The organism is Nonomuraea sp. NPDC005692, from assembly GCF_040631115.1.
Taxonomy (GTDB): domain Bacteria; phylum Actinomycetota; class Actinomycetes; order Streptosporangiales; family Streptosporangiaceae; genus Nonomuraea.
Window position 1 is genome coordinate 34,519 of the sequence record NZ_JBEXYU010000028.1, and the last position, 18,745, is coordinate 53,263.

Here is an 18,745-nt window from a genome sequence, read left to right on the forward strand (position 1 = left end):
GGACGATGACAGGACGCCTGTACGGGGTCGGCCTCGGTCCCGGCGACCCCGAGCTGGTCACGGTCAGGACGGCCCGGCTGATCGGCGAGGCGGACGTGATCGCGTACCACGCCGCCCGGCACGGCCGCAGCATCGCCCGTTCGATCGCGCTGCCGTACATGCGCGAAGGTCAGGTCGAGGAGCTGCTGCTCTACCCGCTGACCACGGAGACCACCGACCACCCCGGCGGCTACCAGGGGGCGCTCGACGACTTCTACGCCGACTGCGCCGAACGCCTGGCCGCCCACCTGGACGCGGGCCGCACCGTGGTCGTGCTGGCCGAGGGCGACCCGCTGTTCTACGGCTCCTACATGCACATGCACAAGCGGCTCGCCCACCGCTACCCGACCGAGGTGGTGCCCGGCGTGACCTCGGTCAGCGCCGCCGCCGCCGTGCTGGGACGGCCGCTGGTCGAGCGGGACGAGGTGCTGACCGTGCTGCCCGGCACGCTGCCCGCGCAGGTGCTGGCCGAGCGGCTGCGCGACACCGACTCGGCCGCCGTGCTCAAGCTGGGCCGCACGTTCGGGAAGGTCCGCGACGCGCTGGCCGAGGCGGGCCGCCTCGACGACGCCTGGTACGTCGAGCGGGCCACCATGGGCGCCGAGCGGGTCGCCCCGCTCAAGGACGTGGACCCGGACGGCGTCCCGTACTTCTCGCTGGCCCTGCTCGCCAGTCCGGCCGAGCGCACCTTCGTCCCCGAGCGCCCGATGGACGAGGGGAGAGGCGAGGTGGCCGTGGTCGGCCTGGGCCCGGCGGGGCGGCCGTGGCTGACGCCGGAGGCGCAGGAGGCGCTGGCGGCTGCCACCGACCTCGTCGGCTACGGCCCGTACGTGGACCGGGTGGCCCCCAACCCGCGCCAGCGCCGCCACCGCACCGACAACCGGGTGGAGGCCGAACGCGCCAGGCACGCCCTTGAGCTGGCCCGGGACGGGGCCCGCGTGGCGGTCGTGTCGTCCGGCGACCCGGGCGTGTTCGCCATGGCCAGCGCCGTGCTCGAAGCCGCCGCCGACTTCCCGGACGTGCCGGTGCGGGTCGTGCCGGGACTGACCGCCGCCCAGGCGGTGGCGGCCAGGGCGGGCGCGCCGCTCGGCCACGACTACTGCGTGCTGTCGCTGTCCGACCTGCTCAAGCCGTGGGAGGTGGTGGCCGAGCGGCTGTCCGCCGCCGCGCGGGCCGACCTGGTGCTGGCGATCTACAACCCGGCCTCGCGCAGCCGTACGTGGCAGGTCGCCGCCGCCCGGGACCTGCTGCTGGAGCACCGCGCGCCGGACACCCCCGTGGTGATCGGCCGCGACGTCGGCGGCCCGCAGGAGAGCGTCACGGTCACCACGCTCGGCGAGCTGGACCCCGGCCAGGTGGACATGCGCTGCCTGCTGATCATCGGCTCGTCCACGACCCGGGCCACCGAAGGCGGCGTCGTCTACACCCCGCGCCGCTACCCCTGAACCCAGGCCACCGCCGCCGCCACGCTGTCCGTCGCCCGGACGCCCGCCGGCAGCGGCGGCCGGTCCACCATGATCACTGGCAGGCCGAGCTCACGCGCCGCGTCGAGCTTGGCCGCGGTCATGCTCCCGCCGCTGTCCTTGGTCACCAGCACGTCCAGACGGTGCTCCAGGATCAGGGCGCGCTCGCCCTCGACGGTGTACGGTCCACGGTCGAGCAGGACGTGCACGTTCGCCGGCACGGGTCCCTCCGGCGGGTCCACCGACCTGGCCAGCAGCCACACGCCGGGCAGCGGCGCGAACACCGGCAGGCTCCGGCGCCCGGTCGTGAGGAAGATCCGGCTCTCCCGGCCGGCCGCTCCCCACCGGGCCGTGGTCAGCAGCCCGGCCGCCGCCGGGAGGGAGCCGACCCGCAGCCACGCGTCGCCCGGCCCCTCCCGCCACCCCGGACGCCGCAGCACCAGCAGCGGCACCCCGGTCGCCGACGAGGCCGCGACCCCCGAGGCGGTCATCCGCTCCGCGAACGGATGCGTGGCGTCGACCAGCACGTCGATGCGTTCCTTCAGCAGCCAGGCGGCCAGGCCCGCCGGCCCGCCGAACCCGCCTTCCCGCACCTCGCCCACGGGAAGCCGCGGGTTGTTCACCCGTCCCGCCAGCGAGGACACCACGTGCAGCCCGGGATCGGCGGCCAGCTCGGCGGCCAGGGCGCGTGCCTCGGCCGTGCCGCCCAGGATCAGGACCCGTCGCACGCCCTGTCCCTGGCATCGCTGTAGAGATGGCTGTCGGGGAACTGCGTCGCCGACAGCACCCGGCCCACGACGATCACGGCCGTCCGCCGGATCCCGGCCTGGCGGACCTGCCCGGCGATGTCGGCCAGCGTCCCGCGCAGGATCACCTCGTCGGCCCGGCTCGCCCGCGCCACCACGGCCACCGGGCAGTCCGGGCCGTAGGAGGGCAGCAGCTCGGCGACCACCGCGTCGATCCGCTGCACGGCCAGGTGCAGCACCATCGTGGCCCGGCTCGCGCCGAGCGTCCCGAGGTCCTCGCCGTCCGGCATGGGGGTGGCGCGGGCGGAGGTGCGCGTCAGGATGACCGTCTGGCCGACGCCGGGCACGGTCAGCTCCCGGCCCAGCGCGGCCGCCGCCGCCGCGAACGCCGGAACCCCCGGCACCACCTCGTACGGCACGCCGAGGGCGTCCAGCCTGCGCATCTGCTCGGCCACGGCGCTGAACACCGACGGGTCGCCCGAGTGCAGCCGCGTCACGTCGAGACCGTCGCGGTGCGCGGCGACCAGCTCGGCGACGATCTCGTCGAGCGTCAGGTCCGCCGTGTTCACCAGCCTGACCCCCAGCGGGCAGGCGTCGAGCAGCTCGCGCGGCACCAGCGACCCGGCGTACAGGCAGACCGGCGAGGTCTGCAGCCGCCGCAGGCCGCGCAGCGTGATCAGGTCGGCGGCGCCGGGACCGGCTCCGACGAAGTACACGGTCACGGCCGGTCCTCTCCCGTCATCGACCACCCGGTCACGGCTGGTCCTTCCTCGTGATCGACCACACGGTCACCGGCATCGCCGCCCGCCAGCCGGTGAACCCGCCGACCGGCGACGCCCGCTGAACGCCCAGGCGCACCAGGTCGCCGCCGAGCCTGCCGTACCAGTGGGCGAGGACGGCCTCGGACTCCAGGGTCACGGCGTTCACCACCAGCCGGCCGCCGGGGCGCAGCGCCGACCAGCAGCGTTCCAGCAGGCCGGGGGCGGTCGCGCCGCCGCCGACGAACACCGCGTCCGGCTCGGGCAGCCCGTCCAGCGCCCCGGGGGCCCTGCCCTCGACCACGCGCATCGACGGCACGCCGAGCCGCTCGGCGTTGCGCCGGACGGCGGCGGCCCGGTCGGTCCTGCTCTCGATCGCCACGGCCGCGCACGACGGGTGGCTGCGCATCCACTCGACGGCGATGCTGCCCGCCCCCGCGCCGACGTCCCACAGCAGCTCGCCGGGCATCGGAGCCAGGCGGGACAGGCTGACGGCACGGACCTCCCGCTTGGTGAGCTGCCCGTCGTGCTCGTACCCGCTGTCGGGCAGCCCCGGCACCCTGGCCAGGGGCTCGGCGTCCTGGGCGAGGACGCACTCGACGGCGATCACGTGGAGCGGGGACGCCTGGCCGTCCGTCCAGCTCTCCGCCGTACCCCGCCGCTCGGACTCCCGCGGGCCGCCCAGGTCCGACAGCACCGTCATCGGGCTCGGGCCGTACCCGTGCCGGACGAGCAAACCGGCGACCACCGACGGCGAGTCAGGCCCCGCGCCGAGCACGACGACCCGGCGGCCCGGCTGGAGCGCGGCGGCCGACGCCGCGGGCGGGCGGCCCACCAGGCTGACGACGTCGACCTGCTCGACCGGCCAGCCCAGCCGGGCGCAGGCCAGCGACAACGACGACACGTGCGGCAGCACCAGGACGCGCTCGGCGCCCAGCAGCCGGACCAGCGTCGAACCGATGCCGTAGAACATCGGGTCGCCGCTGGCCAGCACGCACACCTCGCGGCCCGCGTACCGGTCCATGAGCGCGGGCAGAGCGGGCAGCAGCGGCGACGGCCACGGCACGCGCGCGGCGGCCGTCGCGGGCACGAGGTCGAGCTGCCGCACGCTGCCCATGAGCACGTCGGCGGCCTCCACCGCCCGGCGCGAGCCCGGGGCCAGCCCGTCCCAGCCGTCGGCACCGATCCCGACGACCGTGATCACGCGTTACCCCGTGTCAGCCGGGTCTCCTCGGCGACCCGCTCCTGCCGGAAAGCGGCGAAGGCGTCGCCCCGCTCGGCCAGCTTCACGATCCTCCTCTATGGCAAAGTGCGAGGGATATCGTATATCTGCCTATCTGGCAGACTTTGGCGGGTGAAACGGCTTCTCGTCATCGGGATCGGCGCCGGCGATCCCGACCATCTCACCCTGCAGGCGGTCAAGGCCATCGCCGCCACGGACGTCTTCTTCATCGTCGACAAGGGCGAGACCAAGCACGAGCTGGTCCAACTCCGCCTCGACCTGATCGCCCAGCACGGCCGCGAGCCGTACCGGATCGCCGAGGCCCGCGACCCGGAACGCGACCGCACCGCTCCCGCCTACACCGCCGCCGTCGAGGACTGGCGCTCGCGCCGCTCGCTCGCCTGCGAAGAGCTCATCCGCGACGAACTGGGCGCCGGCGAGACCGGCGCGTTCCTGGTGTGGGGCGACCCGGCCGTCTACGACAGCACGCTCGCCATCCTCGACGAGATCCAGCGACGCGGGAGCGTCACCTTCGACGTCGAGGTCGTCCCCGGCATCAGCAGCGTGGCCGCCCTCACCGCCCGCCACCGCATCGGCCTGACCCAGGTCGGCCGGCCCACGCACCTCACCACCGGCCGCCGCCTGGTGGAGCGGGGCCCCACCGCCGACGACGTGGTGGTCATGCTCGACGCCCACTCCTCCTTCACCGGTCTCGACGACTTCCACATCTACTGGGGCGCCTACCTCGGGACGCCGGACGAGATCCTGGTGTCGGGACCGGTGTCCGAGGTCGGTGAGCGCATCCGGCGGCTGCGCGCGGAGGCCCGTGACCGCAAGGGCTGGATCATGGACACGTACCTGCTGCGCCGCCTGTCACCGGAGGACCGCTGACCTGACACCCAGGTCGCACCAGGTCAGCGGTCCCTCGCGTCATGCCAGCAGACCCTGCCCGATCCAGCCGCCGGGCAGGCAGCCCGGCGGGATGGCGAACACGGCCGATCCGATCGGCGTGGTCCACTCGTTGAGCAGGTCGGCCTCGGCCAGCCGACGCTGCATGGGCAGGAACTGGGCGCCGACATCGGCCTGGTAGGAGGCGAAGAGCAGGCCGCTGTCGGAGTGCCCGGCCGCGGTGAGCCCTTCGTCATAGTTGTAGGGGCGGCGGAAGATGCCCTTGGCCGGGTCGGCGCTGTGCGCCCGCCTGATGTGGGCGTACTCGGAGATGACCGGGAACCCCACGGGCGTGAGCTTGGCGAAGTCGGGCGGATCGTGCTCGGCGGTTCCGGTCAGCGGGGCGCCGGTGTCCAGGCGGCGTCCGACCGTGAACTCCTTGGCGACCCGGTCGGCGGCGTCCCAGGTCTCCAGTTCGGTCCGGATCCGCCGCAGCACCAGCGTGGTGCCTCCGTGCAGCCAGGCGGGCGCGTCCGCGCCGGCCCACACCACCCGGTCGAAGACAGGGCTCCCGGGGACGGCGTTGGCGGTCCCGTCGAGCTGCCCCATGATGTTGTGCTGGGTCAGCCCGGACGCCTGCACTCCGGCGGCCCGCCGGAACCCGCGCTGAACCCATCGGACGCGGGTGAAGGCGCGGGCGTCCTTGATGATCATGCGGAGGGCGTGCGCCACCGTCAGCGGGTCGTCGGCGCAGATCTGTACCAGCACGTCGCCGCCGTTCCAGCGGGGCTGCAGCTTGTCGATGGAGAAGCGGGGCAGCGCCTTCAGCGAGGACGGGCGCGCGTCCGCCAGGCCCACCGCGTCGAACAGACCGGGCCCGAACCCGAAGGTGACGGTCAACCGGGCGGGCAGCACCGCCAGCTCCGGTTCGGTGTCGGCCAGGGCGGGACCGCCCGCGCTCAGGCGGCGGGCGTCGTCGGTCAGCAGCCGCATCATCCGGGCCACCGCCTCACGGCCGACGCCGTCGCGCAGGTCCAGGCCGACGAAGACGGCGTGGGCCTGCGGGATGGTGGCGATCCCGGCCTGGTGCGGGCCGTGGAAGGGCTCCACCGCCGAGCCGGGCGGAGCGGGCTGCGCCGCGGCCGGGCCCGTCGAAGCGGCCTGCGTCGCGAGCGCGCCGGCCGCGGCGGCCGCGGTCGAGGCCAGCAGGCCCCGCCGGGTCAGGCGTGACCTGCTGCCGGTGTGCGCGTCCATCAGTGCTTGCCCTCGCCGGGCTGGTAGTTCTCCTTGCCACCGGCGAAGTCCTTGCCGATCGCGGTGAACTCGACGGTGGAACCGTCGGCGAGGGTCAGGGTGAAGGGCACCTCGGCTCCTGGCTCCACCTTCCCGGTGACACCCATCAGCATGATGTGATCGCCACCGGGCGCGAGCTGGTGAGAACCGCGAACAGGAACCACAAATCCGCCCTTCTTGGGGCGCATCACCATCTTGCCCCCGGAGTCCACCACTTCGTGCAGTTCGACCATCGGAGACAGCGGCGAGGTGCCGGAGACGACCGTCAGCTCCGCGTCGGTGTTGTTGACCAGGGTGCCGAAGGCAGCGGTCATCCCCTTCCCGCCGGTCTTGATCCAGGGGTCGGTGATGGTCAGAGCGGGCGAAGGGGCAGCGGTGGCAGTGGCGGCTTCAGTGGCGGCGGCCGCCGCCGGTGACGCCGACGCGGTCGTCGAGGTCGTGCCCGGGCCGCCGCAACCGGACACGAGCACGGCCACGGCCAGCGCCGCGGCGGGAAGAAGCGGGGAACGCGAACGGAGAGAGTGCATGGTGGGCCTTTCCAGGCAGGCCTCGGCGCGCGATGGGGTTTCCCACCGCGCCGGAGGCAGATCAGGCAGGGGCGCTTGACGCGGCCGCGACGTCGGCGGCCACGCGGACCCGGCCGGAGCCGGGCATGACGACGTACTCCAGCCGCACCATGGAGGTCAGCCGGAGAGAGCGGTCACCTGCGTGAACGGTGGGCCGCGCGTGGGCGCGGAATGCGCCTGCACCGCCGAGCGCAGCCGGCCCGGCTCGGGCGCCGCCACCACGACGACCGGCCCGTGCGGCGAATGCGGGAAGAGCGCCAGGAGGACCCGGCACAGCCGCGCGGCCAAGCGGTGCAGCAGCCCCCACAGAGCGGCCTCGCCACGGGCCAGCCACAGGGCGGTCAGCCCGGTGGCACCGGCATGCGTGACGAGCATGCCGACGCCGGGCACCAGCCCCGAATGGCCGTGGACGAGCGCGGCGTACGCGTCCGGAGCATGGCTGAGCGAGAACAGCACATGCAGCACCACCTGCATGCCGGCCAGCAACGGCAGGATCACCGCCAGCGTGCGCTCACGCGCCGAGGCCACGACCCCGCCCCCGAACGCCAGCAGCAGCCCGCCGGCCGTCACCGGCCCCGTGACCGATCCCCCGCCGAACAGATGCGCCAGCACGCTCAGCGCCACGCAGACCACGGCGAACACCGCGGCACGGGCGAGACGGAACGGCAGGGAGGCGGTCATAGCGGGCTCATCATCCCATCTCACCCCCTCGCCCTGGCACCCGCCATCGTGCCCCACCTCCGGCACGGCGCCTGCTCACGCACCCCGAAGCCGCCCTCGCCGAGCACGGCCCATTGGGGCGATCGCCGGTCGGCCGCTCAGGCGACCAGGTAGAAGCCGAGCGGACCGCTTGGCGGCCTCGGTGGTCATGCCGAGGGCCCCGGGATCGCCGGGGCCCTCGGCCGTCGGGGTTCGGGTCAGGAGCCGAACCTGGCGACGGTGAGGAGGAAGGTCGTGGTGCCGACCTTGCCGTCCGCGGAGGTGGCCTTGATGGTGAGCGGGTAGACGCCGGGCGGGGTCTGCAGGCCGGTGAAGAGGAGCGCGGAGCTCGTGGCGCCCTGCCGGATGGTCTGCGGGGTGAGGAACGCCTGCGCGCCGGAGGGCAGACCCGAGACGGTGAGCCTGAGGTCGCCCGTCCCGCCCGTGGCGGTGATCGACGGGGTGGTGGAGAAGCCCTGCCTGACGGTGGCCTCGGCCGGGCTGACGGTGACCTTGACGTCGCCGGACGGGGCGTCGCCCTCGACGGTGAGCGTCACCGTGGCGGTCGCGCTCTCGCCCGCGGAGTCGGTGGCCGTCACGGTGACCCGATGGTCGCCGGGCGGGGTGGTGGCCGAGGTCTGGAAGGTCACCTTGGCGGTCTGGCCGGTCTGGACGGAGGCCGGCTGGAACGTGGCCCCGGCTCCGCCGGGCAGTCCGGACGCCGTCAGGTTCACGCTCTCGGGGGCGCCGGAGGCGGTGGTGGTGACCGTGGCCGAGATGTAGGCGCCGGCGGCCACCTTCAGCGCGGACGGAGTGACGCCGACGCCGAACCGGCCGGGCTGCTGCGGCCCGAGCTGTTCCTTGACCCAGTCCCCCATGTCGTTGGTGAGCCTGCTGTAGACGCTGTACCACTTGAAGTCGCTGCGGCTCCACGACGCCAGTCCGATGACCTTGCCGTCCACGACGAGCGGGCCGCCGCTGTCGCCCGGCAGGATCGTGACGTGACCGTCGGCGTAACCGGCGCAGATCATGGTGGCCGGCTTGAAGCCCGCGCCGACGCCCTGGCACAACTGGCGGCCGTCGACGATGGGCAGGGTGGCCTTGTCCAGGGTGACGTCGCGGGTGGCGTCGTCGAAGTCCTTCTTGCCGTAGCCGAAGCCGAGCCCGTTCCTGCCGGGCGCCTCCAGGCCGGCGTCCGCCGAGGTGGCGAAGGCGGCGTACCTGCCGTCCCGGACCGGGATGTCGTCGGCGACGGTGACGACGGCCACGTCGTACCCCTGGTCGAAGTTCACGTACTTCGGATGCTTCTTGTACTCCACGACGTCGGTCCTGAAGCCGCCCGCGGCGTTGAGGTCGTCCAGGCCGTACAGGAAGGTCTTGCGGCCCTCGGCGTCGGCGCAGTGGGCGGCGATGAGGATCTTGCGCGGGGCGATGACCGAGCCGGTGCAGGACTGGCCCTGCGGACGGCTGCCGCCCTCGCGCAGCCCGGCGACGATCGCGGGGAACTCGGCGACGGTGGCGTCCTGGCCGTTGTAGAAGGCGACGCCGGCACGCGGGTCGCGGGCGGGGACGGTGTCGCCCTCGAAGTTGGCCGCCGGCCGCGTGGGGCCGGCGTCAGCCGTGACCGGGCCGAGCGGCACGAGCAGCGCGGCCAGCACGAGCGGGAGAAGACGCCGTAGGTGTGGGGGGTTCACTGTAGTCCTTTCCCAGGGGGTGTCGCGGACTACTGTCGGTGCTCGCGCCGAGGCCGAACAATAAGGGACGTCATCCGTAGGGGTACGGCATCTTGGCCCCCCGGCTCATCCCTCCAGCAGGTCGGCCCTGGTCTCCTTGCCCAGTTTGCGCAGCACGCGCGCCACGTGCTGCTCGACGGTGCGCGGCGACAGGAACAGCACCTCGGCGATCTCCTTGTTGGTGCGGCCCTGGGCCAGCAGCCGGGCGACGTCCTGCTCGCGCGGGGAGAGCAGGTCGCCGTAGCCGCGCCGGCCGCGCCGCGAGTTCTGCGGCACGCCGTAGCCGCGCAGCAGGTGGCGGCAGCGGTCGGCGTCGCGGGTGGCGCCGATGGCGGCGAAGGTGCCGGCCAGCACGGCCAGGTGCTCGGGGTTGCCGCCGCACAGCGCGATCCGCTCCTCGGCCAGGGCCTGGAGGTAGGGGGCCGGCATCCCGGCGTACAGACGGCGGGCCCGCTCGTAGCGGAGCAGCGCCCCCGCCTGGTCGCCGCGGTGCTGCAGGACGTGGGCCCGGCCGAGTTCCAGGGCGGCGGCGGCGAGCGGCGCGTCCCGGTCGGCGAGGCCGCGCTCCAGCTCGTCCAGCAGGCCGGTCGCGTCGTCCGTGCGTCCGGCGCCGGTCAGCGCGGCGACGGCCACGGGCACCAGCTCGCCGGTCCAGGCCCACACACCCTTGCCCCTGGCCACGGCCAGCCCTCTGTCGATCTCGGCCAGCGCCTGGGCCGGCTCGCCGCGGGCGAGGCCGAGGCCGGCCAGCGCCGCGTGGCCGCCGAGGACCACCGGGGTGATGGCGTCGTCCGGGTTGTCCACGCCGGTGGCCGCCAGCCGGCGCGCGGCCTCCTCCCAGTCGCCCCTGGCGATCGCGAGCTGGCCGAGGACCAGGGAGAGCTCGCTGGCCACGGGGAACAGGTCGTGGTACTCGTCGAGCAGGTCGGCGGCGCGGGCGGCCAGGCCGTCCCACTCACCGAGGAACCAGCCGAGCCGGACGCCGGTGGAGCGGGCGGTGCTGACCACGAAGGCCGCACCCGCCTCTGCGCCCAGCCGCAGCCCCGCGTCCAGCAGGCTCCTGGCCCGGCGGAAGTGGCCGACGCAGGTGCAGGCGTCGGCCAGGTTGCACAGCGCGCGGGCGTGCTGGCGGCGTTCGGCCCCCGGCTGGGTGGGCGAGAGCGGCAGGGACAGGTCGGCCAGGACCGCCGGATCGCCGGTGTGCAGCAGCGAGGCCAGGTGGTTGGCCAGCAGCGACATGCGCAGTTCACCGCCGGAGGCCCGGACGAGGCCGGCCACGCGCCGCGTCCAGGGGCGCAGCTCACGGACGTGCGTGGTGCCGAAATACGGCTGGGCCAGCACGGCCACCCCCTTGGCCTGCAGGTCGGGCCGCTCCTCGAGCTCGTCGAGCGCCGCCTCGATGGCCGCCCGGCCGGCCGTCAGCCCGTCGCGCTGGCGGATGAGGAGCAGGCCGAGGAACAGTCGTACCTCGCCGCGCACGGCGGTGGACAGCCGCTGGTCGCGCAGGAGCCCCTCCAGGGTGGCGGTGGGGTCGAGCTGGTCGAGGCCCGTGTGGGCGACCTGGCCGAGCTTGATGGCCAGCCGGTCCACGTCCCGGGCGGTGGTCGCGGGTGAACGCAGGACGCGGCGCAGCAGGTGGGTGGCCGTGCTGGCGTCGCCGACCTCGGTGGCCCGGTCGGCGGCCTCCTCGCCGTAGACCAGGGCCTCCTCCTCCAGGCCGGCTCTGTGGGCGTGGTCGGCCAGCTGCACCAGCGGCCTGGGGTGCTGCTTCTCCAGGACGCGTAAGGCTCGTTCGTGCAGACGGCGGCGTTCGAAGCCGGGCAGGGTGTCGTAGACGGCCCGCTGAGCCAGCGCGTGGCGGAATCCGTAGGTGTATCCGGTCTCGTGCAGGACCCCGGCTGCCAGGGCGGCCGACAGCGCGGTCCTGGCGCGCCCGCCGGTCAGCGCCGCGACCTGCTGCAGGATCTCCGCGGTCGCGGGCAGGGCAAGCACGGCGGCGGCCTGCGCGAGCCGTACGGCGGGCAGCGGCATGGCCGCCAGCCGCTCGGCCATCGACTCGCGCAGCAGGACCGGCACCTCGACGTTCTCCAGCACCTGGCCAGGCGCCGTGCGCAGGACCTCCTCGATGACGAACGGCAGCCCGGCGGTGCGCTCGTGCAACCGGGCGGCGAACTCCGCCGAGACGTGGGAGCGGCCCAGCAGCGCGCCGGCCAGCGCGCGCACCTCGGCCGGCGCCAGCGGCTCCAGGCCGACCAGCACGCTGGCCGCGCCGGGCGGCGGGCGGTAGGCCGTTCCGAGCGGCACGCCGCCGGGGACCTCCTCGCGGCGGTAGGTGAGCACGATGCCGAGGCCGGCGGGCAGGTCGGTCATGAGGAAGCGCAGCAGGTGGCGGGTGCCGTCGTCGGCCCACTGCAGGTCCTCGACGACGAGCAGCGCGGGGCCGCAGGCCGCCAGCAGCTCGCGGACGGCGCGGAACATGCGGTGGCGCTCGGACCGGGGGTCGCCGGTGGGCTCGGGCGGCTCGGGCAGCGCCCCCGACAGCTCGGGCAGCAGGGGACGCAGCACGCCGGTGACCGGGCTCAGCCCGCGCGGGGCGAGGCCGGACAGGTGGCCGAGCGCCTCCAGGAGGGCGCCGTACAGGAAGGGCTCGCGCAGTGGCTGGCAGTGGCCGGTCAGCAGGTGATGGCGGCGCAGCTCGGGACGGGCGGTGAGCTCGCGGACCAGCCGCGTCTTGCCCACGCCGGCCTCGCCCTCGATCATGGCGACGGCCGGCGGGCGGGTCAGGGCGGTGGTCAGCGCCTCCAGCTCGCGTGAGCGGCCGATCAGCAGGGGCGGCGTCGCGTGCGTTGTCTTCCTCGCGGCCCTGGTCAATCGCATGCACCTGCCCATGTCGGACACTCTTCGCGCCCGACATGCTACGCGTGGCTGTGGATGATTCACACGGACGATACCTACCGTTTTCCGGATTGATCCCTAACGGGGAGCGACGGAGGGTTCTGCGGGAACCAGCTCACGAAACGGAGTAACCCGTGACAGATCGACCCCCCACGATCCTCTTCGGATCCCGCAACCCTGCGGCCCGCCAGTGCCGCGGCGCCGCCCCCGCCGCCCGGCCGTACGGCGGATTCCGCGCCGCGCCCGGCTCATGGCGGTATGGCGGTTACCTCGCCGTGCTGGCAGGGGTGCTGGCCGGAACGCTGCTCGGCCCGTTCGCCGCGTTGCCCGCGCGGGCGGCCGCCGGCGCCGGCCCCGCGGGCGGCTACATCGTGGTGCTGCGCGACAGCACGGCCAGGGCGGAGGTGACCAGGGCCAGGACGCGCGACCTGGCCTCGGCCTACCGGGCCGGCGTCACCCGCGTCTACAGCGCCGGCCTGCGCGGCTTCGCCGCCCGGCTGACCTCCCAGGACGCCGCCAGGCTCGCCGCCGACCCCGCCGTGGCGTACGTGACGCCGGACCGCCAGGCCCGCATCGCCGACACCCAGCAGAACCCGACCTGGGGGCTGGACCGCGTCGACCAGGCGAACCTGCCGCTCAGCGCCTCCTACACCTACCCCGGCAAGGCCCCCGGCGTGACCGCGTACGTCCTGGACACGGGGATCTACCGAACGCACCCCGAGTTCGGCGGCCGGGCCGCCGACGGGTACGACTTCATCGACGACGACCCGGTGGCCAACGACTGCCACGGGCACGGCACGCACGTCTCGGGCACGATCGGCAGCGCCACGTACGGCATGGCCAAGGGCGTGCGCCTGGTGGGCGTCCGCGTGCTGGGCTGCGACGGCTCGGCCCCGAACTCCGACATCATCGCGGGCGTCGACTGGGTGATCCAGAACGCCGCGAAGCCCGCCCTGATCAACATGAGCATCCAGAGCGACCCCGACCCGGCCCTGGACGAAGCGGTGCGGCGCGCGGTCGCGGCCGGCATCACCACCGTGGTGGCCGCGGGCAACTTCAACGGCGCGAACGCGTGCAACTACTCCCCCGCCCGTACCGCGGAGGCGATCACCGTCGGCGCGACCGACAGCTCCGACAACCGCTCCTCCTTCTCCAACCTCGGCGGCTGCCTCGACGTGTTCGCCCCCGGCTCGAACATCACCTCCACCTCCAATTCCGGCGGCACCGCGGTGATGAACGGCACCTCGATGGCCACCCCGCACGTCAGCGGCGCGGCGGCGCTGTACCTGAGCGCCCACGCCGGAGCCGCCCCCGCCGACGTCGCAGCCGCGCTGACCGCGAACGCGACACCCGGCGTCGTCAAGAACGCCGGCACCGGCTCGCCGAACAAGCTGCTGAACATCTCGTTCATGAACGACGGCCAGCCGCCGACCTGCGGAAGCGGCACCAACGGCACGGACGTGCCCATCCCGGACGCGGGAGCATCGGTCTCCAGCGCCGTCACGATCACCGGCTGCCCCGGCAAGGGCTCCGCCGCCACCTCCGTGCGGGTGGACATCGTGCATCCCTACACCGGCGACCTGGCCATCGACCTGGTGGCCCCAGGAGGGGCCGTCTACAGCCTGAAGCCCGCGGGCGGCATCGGATCGGCTGACGGCGTGCACCAGACCTTCGCGGTGAACACCACTGCCGAGGATCGGAACGGGACCTGGAAGCTTCAGGTGCGCGACGTCTACACCTTCGACACGGGCCTCGTCGACTCCTGGTCTCTGACGTTCTGACCTGGACGCGGGGGCCGGCCCGTGCCCGCTCGACGGCGGGCACGGGCGCGCTCCCCGGCGTACCGGCTCAGCGGGCGAGCGGGAGATCGCCGTGACCGCGGTGTGCGGCGATCGCCACTCCCAAGGCGAACGCTGCATATCCGCAGGTCACGGCCAAGCCTGCCCATGGTGGGAGCGGGTAGTGGCCCCCCAGCAGTGACGGGTCCACGTCCACATGCGCGAACGTCGGGATGCTCTGCGTGATCGCGAACCCGGCGGCCGGGGTGATCATCAGCAGCCATGGCGCCAGCCCCGCGGTCGCCAGCAGGTACGGCACGACGACCAGCACGATCGCCAGCCCGACGGCGACGACGGCCCGCCTGACCAGCGCGGCCAGGCCGAGAGCCAGCACGGCGGCGGCCGCGGTCAGCGCCGCGTAGCCGACGATCATCCGCAGTTCGGTGCCCAGGGTGATCGGCTGGATCGGGTTCTCATGGGCACGCAACAGCGCCAGCCCGGCAGGGATCACGACCCCCGAGGTCACCAGCCCCGCCGCGAACCCGACCGCGCCGACCACCACGGCCTGTGCCGCCGGCAACCACGCCGAATGCGAACCAGCCGTCGGGCCGGTCCCGGCCGGTTCGCGAAGGTGTGCGGTCGGGCTGGTTCCGGCCGGTTCTCGAAGGTGTTCGGTCAGGCCGGCCCCGGCCGGTTTGCGCCGGTGGCCGGTGGTGCGGAACGTGGCCGCCGCCACGAACAGCGGGATCAGCCCCACGGCCCCGCCGATCAGCATGAGGTCGGCGCGCAGACCCCCCTCCACCGTGGCGGGCCCGATGTCGCCTCCCCCGGTCACGATGAGCTTCTCGCCGGACTCGACGACCCCGCCCGGGTGGTGCGGGGTCTTCCCGTCGGACTCCATGGAGACGCCGACGTCGTCGCGGCGCCACGAACCGTTCGCCCCTTGCAGCCTGATCTGGTCGAAGGTGGCGGTGGCGTTGGCGAACGCCTTGGCCATGTCCCACAAGACGCCCGGCGAGGTGGCGAACAGCCCGATCTCGACCGTCTCCGGCAGCCCGGCCATCCTGACCGTGCCGACCTCGGTCCACGTCCTGCCGTCGTCCGACTCCTGGCCGGTGACGGTGTCGCCGGACCTGGTCAGCCGTAGCCACTGCGGGCCGTTGTGCGGACCGCCGGCCACGTCGTGGACGTAGTTGTACTGCATCCGCACGCCGTGATCTCCGGTGAGCATGACGGCGGCGTACGGTGTGCCCTGCTTGAGGCTCGGCCTGACCAGGAGGCCGGCCTTCGCCCACGGCACCACCCCCTCCTTGACGTTGCGCACCCCGGGGATGGCGTCCGGCAGCCGGATCTGACCGGTCATGTCCGACACGCGGGCGGTGATGCTGCCGTTCCCCCTGAGCGGCTGGTGCACGAAGAAGTACTTGTCCTTCACCGCCGTGCCGTCGGGGCCCACCAGAGGCGCGGGACAGGGGCCCTCGCCCGTCCCGGTCACGCAGGAGGTGCGGACGCCTCCGGCGATCAGCAGTCCGAGCGACACGGTCACCAGCACGCAGGCCGCCACGGCGAGCAGCCGGCCCCGGGCGGAACGGAACCTGGCCCACTCCGCGCGCAGCAACTGAGGGAAGCCGTCCCGCCCGCCCGGCCGGCCGGATCGGTGAGGCATGAATGAACTCATGGCGACGGTTGTACGCGGCCCGCGGTTCCAGCCGGGTCGCGGCCGCCGCGACCTGGCTGCGACCGGGGATCTGGCATCGTTGCCCCATGGTTTCTCGACCCGGCGGCCGGTTCGGCCGCCACGTCCGCCCTCCTCGCACGACGAGCGGCGGTGAGGGGCGGTGAGGGTCCTCGTCGTCGAGGACTTCGAGGTCCTCGCCCGCTCCGTCGGAACCGGGCTGCGCCGCGAGGGCATGGCCGTCGACGTCGTCCTCGACGGCACCGCCGCGCTCGATCGCCTGGCCGCCACCCGCTACGACGTGGTGATCCTCGACCGCGACCTGCCCGGCGTCCACGGCGACGAGATCTGCCGGCGACTCGCCCACGGCCGCTGCGCGACCCGCGTGCTGATGCTCACCGCCTCCGGCACGATCGAGGACCGCGTCGACGGGCTGAGCCTCGGCGCCGACGACTACCTGCCCAAGCCGTTCGCGTTCGCCGAACTGGTCGCCCGCGTCCGTGCCCTGGGCCGCCGCGCCACCCCGCCGCTCCCGCCGACCCTGGCCTGCGGGGACATCACCCTCGATCCGGCCCGCCGTACCGCGTTCCGGGCCGGGCGGCGCCTCGATCTGAGCCCCAGGGAGTTCGCCCTGCTCGAATGCCTGCTCGCCGTCCCCGGCCTGGTCGTCTCCGCCGAGGAACTGCTCGAGCGCGCCTGGGACGAGGCCGCCGACCCCTTCAGCAGCGCCGTCAAGCACACCATGCACCGGTTACGGGCCAAACTCGGCGACCCGCCCGTGATCGAGACCGTCCGTGAAGGCGGCTACCGCATCGGACCGTCATGACCTCACAGCGGCTCGCCAGGAGATCCCTGCAGACGCGGCTCGCGCTCGCCTACGCGGCGGGCTTCTACGCCGCCGGGGTGCTCGTGCTCGTCCTCGTCGCCGTCCCGCTCGCCGGCATCGACGCGGCCACACCCGTAGGCCGGCCCTCAGCGAGCACGATCATCGAGTCCGGGCCGGGGATCAGGCTGCCCCAGCTCCTCACGGGATCCGCCGTCGCCCTGATCCTGCTGATTCCCGTCGCCCTGGCCCTCGGCTGGTTCGTCTCCGACCGGTTCCTGCGCCCGCTGCGCGCCATCACCGCCACCGCCAGGACGATCTCCACCGGAAGCCTCCACCGGCGCCTCGACCTCGGCGAACCCATGGACGAGCTGACCGAGCTCGGCCGCACCCTCGACGACCTGTTCGCCCGCCTGCAAGCCTCCTTCGACAGCCAACGCCACTTCGTCGCCAACGCCTCCCACGAGCTGCGCACCCCTCTGGCCGGCCAGCGCACCCTGCTTGAAGTCGCCGTCGCCGACCCCGATGCGGACACCGACAGCCTGCGCTCGGCCTGCCAGGAGGCCCTCGCCCTGAACGGAGACCAGGAGCGGCTCGTCCAGGCACTGCTCGCCCTGGCCACCAGCGAGCGCGGCGTCACCCGCTGGGACACCCTCGACCTGGCCCACATCGCCGAGGGAGTGCTCGCCTCCCGCCGCCGCCAGGCCACCGAACGCGGCATCGACCTCGCCGAGCACCTGGCGCCCGCGGTGACGGCCGGGGACCCGCGACTGATCGAGAGCCTCGTCGCCAACCTCGTCGACAACGCCATCCGCCACAACCACCCGGACGGGCACGTGAAGGTCACCACCCAGACCTCCGGCACGCAGGTGACCCTCACGGTCACCAACAGCGGGCCGGTCGTCCCCGGCGACGACCTCCAGCGCCTCTGCCGGCCCTTCCAGAAACTGGCGTCCGATCGTCACGACCGCGGCGACGGCTACGGCCTCGGCCTCGCCATCGTCAACGCCGTCACGCAAGCGCATCGCGCCACCCTCACCGCCGGCGCACGCCCCGAAGGCGGCTTGTCCATCACCGTCCGGTTCACCCAGGCATCTCGACCTTGACCACCGTGGCAGCGGGGTGAGAGGCGCCGGCGGTTACGGTGCCGGATGGGAGCGGGCGACGGCCAGGGTGAGCGCGGTGACGTGCTCGGCGAGGATGCGCGCCATGGCGGGCAGGTCCTCCGTGCCGCTGACCAGGAGCACGCCGCCGTCAGGGCAGGCGTGCAGGTCGCCGAAGGTGGCCGGCAGATGGTCGCGGGCGGTGTCCAGGTCGATGTCGAGCCATACCTCGGTGCGGTGGGTCCAGGCGCCGAGCGTCAACGCCTGCAGCACGTGGGTGACAGGGTCGAAACCGTCGGGCGGGGTGAACGTGCCGGGCAGTTCGGCGGCGCCGCCGATCCTGTCCACGCGGTACATGCGGATGGCGGCACGCAGATGGTCGCGTCCGACCAGGTACCAGCGGCGTGCGTGCACGACGAGCCCGTACGGGTCCACCTCGCGTGCGCCGCGGGTGTGCTCGATCCGGACGGTGTGCCGCGCGTGGACGGCCGCGGCCAGCGTCAGCGCCAGGTGTGGTTCGGGGGTCAGCGGGCCTGCCGTCGCCGAGGTGACGGCGATCAACGCGGTGATGAGCGACGAGGTCATCGACGCCAACTTCGGCGAGCACGGCCTCACCCCCGAGGACAGTACCTGGCTGCGGGTACGCGGCGTCGGCCAGCCCATCGGCACCTACCAGGACCCGGCGCCGGCCGACCTGAGCGCGGCGCAGGGGCTGCCCCGTACCTACATCGCCTGCGCGGGCGACCCGGGCGGCCCGCCGCACCTGCCGGGCCTGGAGGTGATCACGCTGGACGCCGGGCACTGGCCGATGATCACCGAACCCGAGCTGCTGGCCCGGACGCCGGACAAGGCGGCCCGGTGAAGACGCAGGAGCCACTGGACGGCCTGGCTGCCGAAACCCGGCGCCAGGCACCGTGCCAGCATGATCTGTTTGTCGGCTGGTGAACCGTCTGCACCGAGACCACCGTCCACACCCGGACCGCGCAGACGACGACGCCGCAGCCTGACCTCACCGGTGCGAGGGGATCTCGCACACGGCGCCGACCGGAAGTCCTCCGGCCACT

Annotated in this window: 16 protein-coding genes; 6 read left to right on the forward strand and 10 right to left on the reverse strand. The window is 73.8% G+C overall.

What is annotated here, in order from left to right; genetic code table 11:
- The first annotated feature begins 5 nt into the window (after positions 1 to 5).
- Positions 6 to 1,484 (forward strand): precorrin-2 C(20)-methyltransferase, encoded by a 1,479-nt coding sequence (locus tag ABZ459_RS39285; RefSeq protein WP_357981831.1) that lies wholly within the window; start codon positions 6 to 8, stop codon positions 1,482 to 1,484.
- Here the strand turns inward: ABZ459_RS39285 and ABZ459_RS39290 are convergent.
- From ABZ459_RS39290 to cbiE, 3 genes are read right to left on the reverse strand one after another with little or no spacing between them, the layout of a single operon-like run.
- Positions 1,475 to 2,230, reverse strand: coding sequence for a cobalt-precorrin-6A reductase (locus ABZ459_RS39290; protein ID WP_357981834.1), 756 nt, complete (start codon positions 2,228 to 2,230; stop codon positions 1,475 to 1,477). The two genes, ABZ459_RS39285 and ABZ459_RS39290, sit on opposite strands and share 10 nt — an antisense overlap.
- Positions 2,215 to 2,970: a precorrin-4 C(11)-methyltransferase gene (cobM, locus tag ABZ459_RS39295; protein WP_357981836.1), complete on the reverse strand. Its 756-nt coding sequence runs from the start codon at positions 2,968 to 2,970 to the stop codon at positions 2,215 to 2,217. The genes ABZ459_RS39290 and cobM overlap by 16 nt, the downstream gene beginning before the upstream one ends.
- A gap of 31 nt (positions 2,971 to 3,001) precedes the next feature.
- Complete coding sequence (gene cbiE / locus ABZ459_RS39300) at positions 3,002 to 4,210, reverse strand: precorrin-6y C5,15-methyltransferase (decarboxylating) subunit CbiE (RefSeq protein ID WP_357981839.1); 1,209 nt, start codon at positions 4,208 to 4,210, stop codon at positions 3,002 to 3,004.
- A gap of 150 nt (positions 4,211 to 4,360) precedes the next feature.
- Here cbiE and cobF point away from each other — a divergent pair, with 150 nt between their 5' ends.
- The gene (gene cobF, locus ABZ459_RS39305; RefSeq protein WP_357981842.1) at positions 4,361 to 5,119 is read left to right on the forward strand and encodes a precorrin-6A synthase (deacetylating); all 759 of its coding nucleotides are present in this window, start codon (positions 4,361 to 4,363) and stop codon (positions 5,117 to 5,119) included.
- A 39-nt stretch (positions 5,120 to 5,158) separates the two neighbouring features.
- On the opposite strand, the gene ABZ459_RS39310 is transcribed toward cobF, so the two are convergent.
- The 5 genes from ABZ459_RS39310 to ABZ459_RS39330 form a co-directional block, all read right to left on the reverse strand.
- Entirely contained in the window at positions 5,159 to 6,370 is a 1,212-nt protein-coding gene (locus tag ABZ459_RS39310) for a Dyp-type peroxidase (protein WP_357981845.1), read from the reverse strand.
- Positions 6,370 to 6,885: a copper chaperone PCu(A)C gene (locus ABZ459_RS39315; protein WP_357981848.1), complete on the reverse strand. Its 516-nt coding sequence runs from the start codon at positions 6,883 to 6,885 to the stop codon at positions 6,370 to 6,372. Before ABZ459_RS39315 ends, ABZ459_RS39310 begins: the two co-directional genes overlap by 1 nt.
- Before the next feature lie 207 nt (positions 6,886 to 7,092).
- The gene (locus ABZ459_RS39320; protein WP_357981851.1) at positions 7,093 to 7,656 is read right to left on the reverse strand and encodes an MFS transporter; all 564 of its coding nucleotides are present in this window, start codon (positions 7,654 to 7,656) and stop codon (positions 7,093 to 7,095) included.
- Positions 7,657 to 7,892: 236 nt separating this feature from the next.
- Positions 7,893 to 9,368 (reverse strand): trypsin-like serine protease, encoded by a 1,476-nt coding sequence (locus ABZ459_RS39325; RefSeq protein ID WP_357981854.1) that lies wholly within the window; start codon positions 9,366 to 9,368, stop codon positions 7,893 to 7,895.
- Between the two features lie 105 nt (positions 9,369 to 9,473).
- Positions 9,474 to 12,284, reverse strand: a complete 2,811-nt coding sequence (locus ABZ459_RS39330) for an AAA family ATPase (RefSeq protein ID WP_357981857.1) — start codon at positions 12,282 to 12,284, stop codon at positions 9,474 to 9,476.
- A gap of 152 nt (positions 12,285 to 12,436) precedes the next feature.
- Here ABZ459_RS39330 and ABZ459_RS39335 point away from each other — a divergent pair, with 152 nt between their 5' ends.
- Positions 12,437 to 14,083 (forward strand): S8 family serine peptidase, encoded by a 1,647-nt coding sequence (locus ABZ459_RS39335; protein WP_357981860.1) that lies wholly within the window; start codon positions 12,437 to 12,439, stop codon positions 14,081 to 14,083.
- Between the two features lie 67 nt (positions 14,084 to 14,150).
- Here the strand turns inward: ABZ459_RS39335 and ABZ459_RS39340 are convergent, their stop codons facing one another.
- Positions 14,151 to 15,746, reverse strand: a complete 1,596-nt coding sequence (locus ABZ459_RS39340; protein WP_357981863.1) for a hypothetical protein — start codon at positions 15,744 to 15,746, stop codon at positions 14,151 to 14,153.
- Between the two features lie 172 nt (positions 15,747 to 15,918).
- Here ABZ459_RS39340 and ABZ459_RS39345 point away from each other — a divergent pair, with 172 nt between their 5' ends.
- Both ABZ459_RS39345 and ABZ459_RS39350 read left to right on the forward strand, forming a co-directional pair.
- Positions 15,919 to 16,581, forward strand: coding sequence for a response regulator transcription factor (locus ABZ459_RS39345; protein ID WP_357981866.1), 663 nt, complete (start codon positions 15,919 to 15,921; stop codon positions 16,579 to 16,581).
- A complete protein-coding gene (locus ABZ459_RS39350; protein ID WP_357981869.1) occupies positions 16,578 to 17,684 on the forward strand; it encodes a HAMP domain-containing sensor histidine kinase in 1,107 nt (368 codons plus the stop codon). The genes ABZ459_RS39345 and ABZ459_RS39350 overlap by 4 nt, the downstream gene beginning before the upstream one ends.
- A 33-nt stretch (positions 17,685 to 17,717) precedes the next feature.
- Here ABZ459_RS39350 and ABZ459_RS39355 read toward each other — a convergent pair whose 3' ends face one another.
- Positions 17,718 to 18,266 carry a WYL domain-containing protein gene (locus ABZ459_RS39355; protein WP_357981872.1) on the reverse strand — a complete coding sequence of 183 codons (549 nt, stop codon included), beginning with the start codon at positions 18,264 to 18,266 and terminating at the stop codon, positions 17,718 to 17,720.
- On the opposite strand from ABZ459_RS39355, the gene ABZ459_RS39360 reads away from it, so the two are divergent.
- Complete coding sequence (locus ABZ459_RS39360) at positions 18,250 to 18,543, forward strand: hypothetical protein (RefSeq protein WP_357981874.1); 294 nt, start codon at positions 18,250 to 18,252, stop codon at positions 18,541 to 18,543. The two genes, ABZ459_RS39355 and ABZ459_RS39360, sit on opposite strands and share 17 nt — an antisense overlap.
- The last annotated feature ends 202 nt before the right edge of the window (positions 18,544 to 18,745 follow it).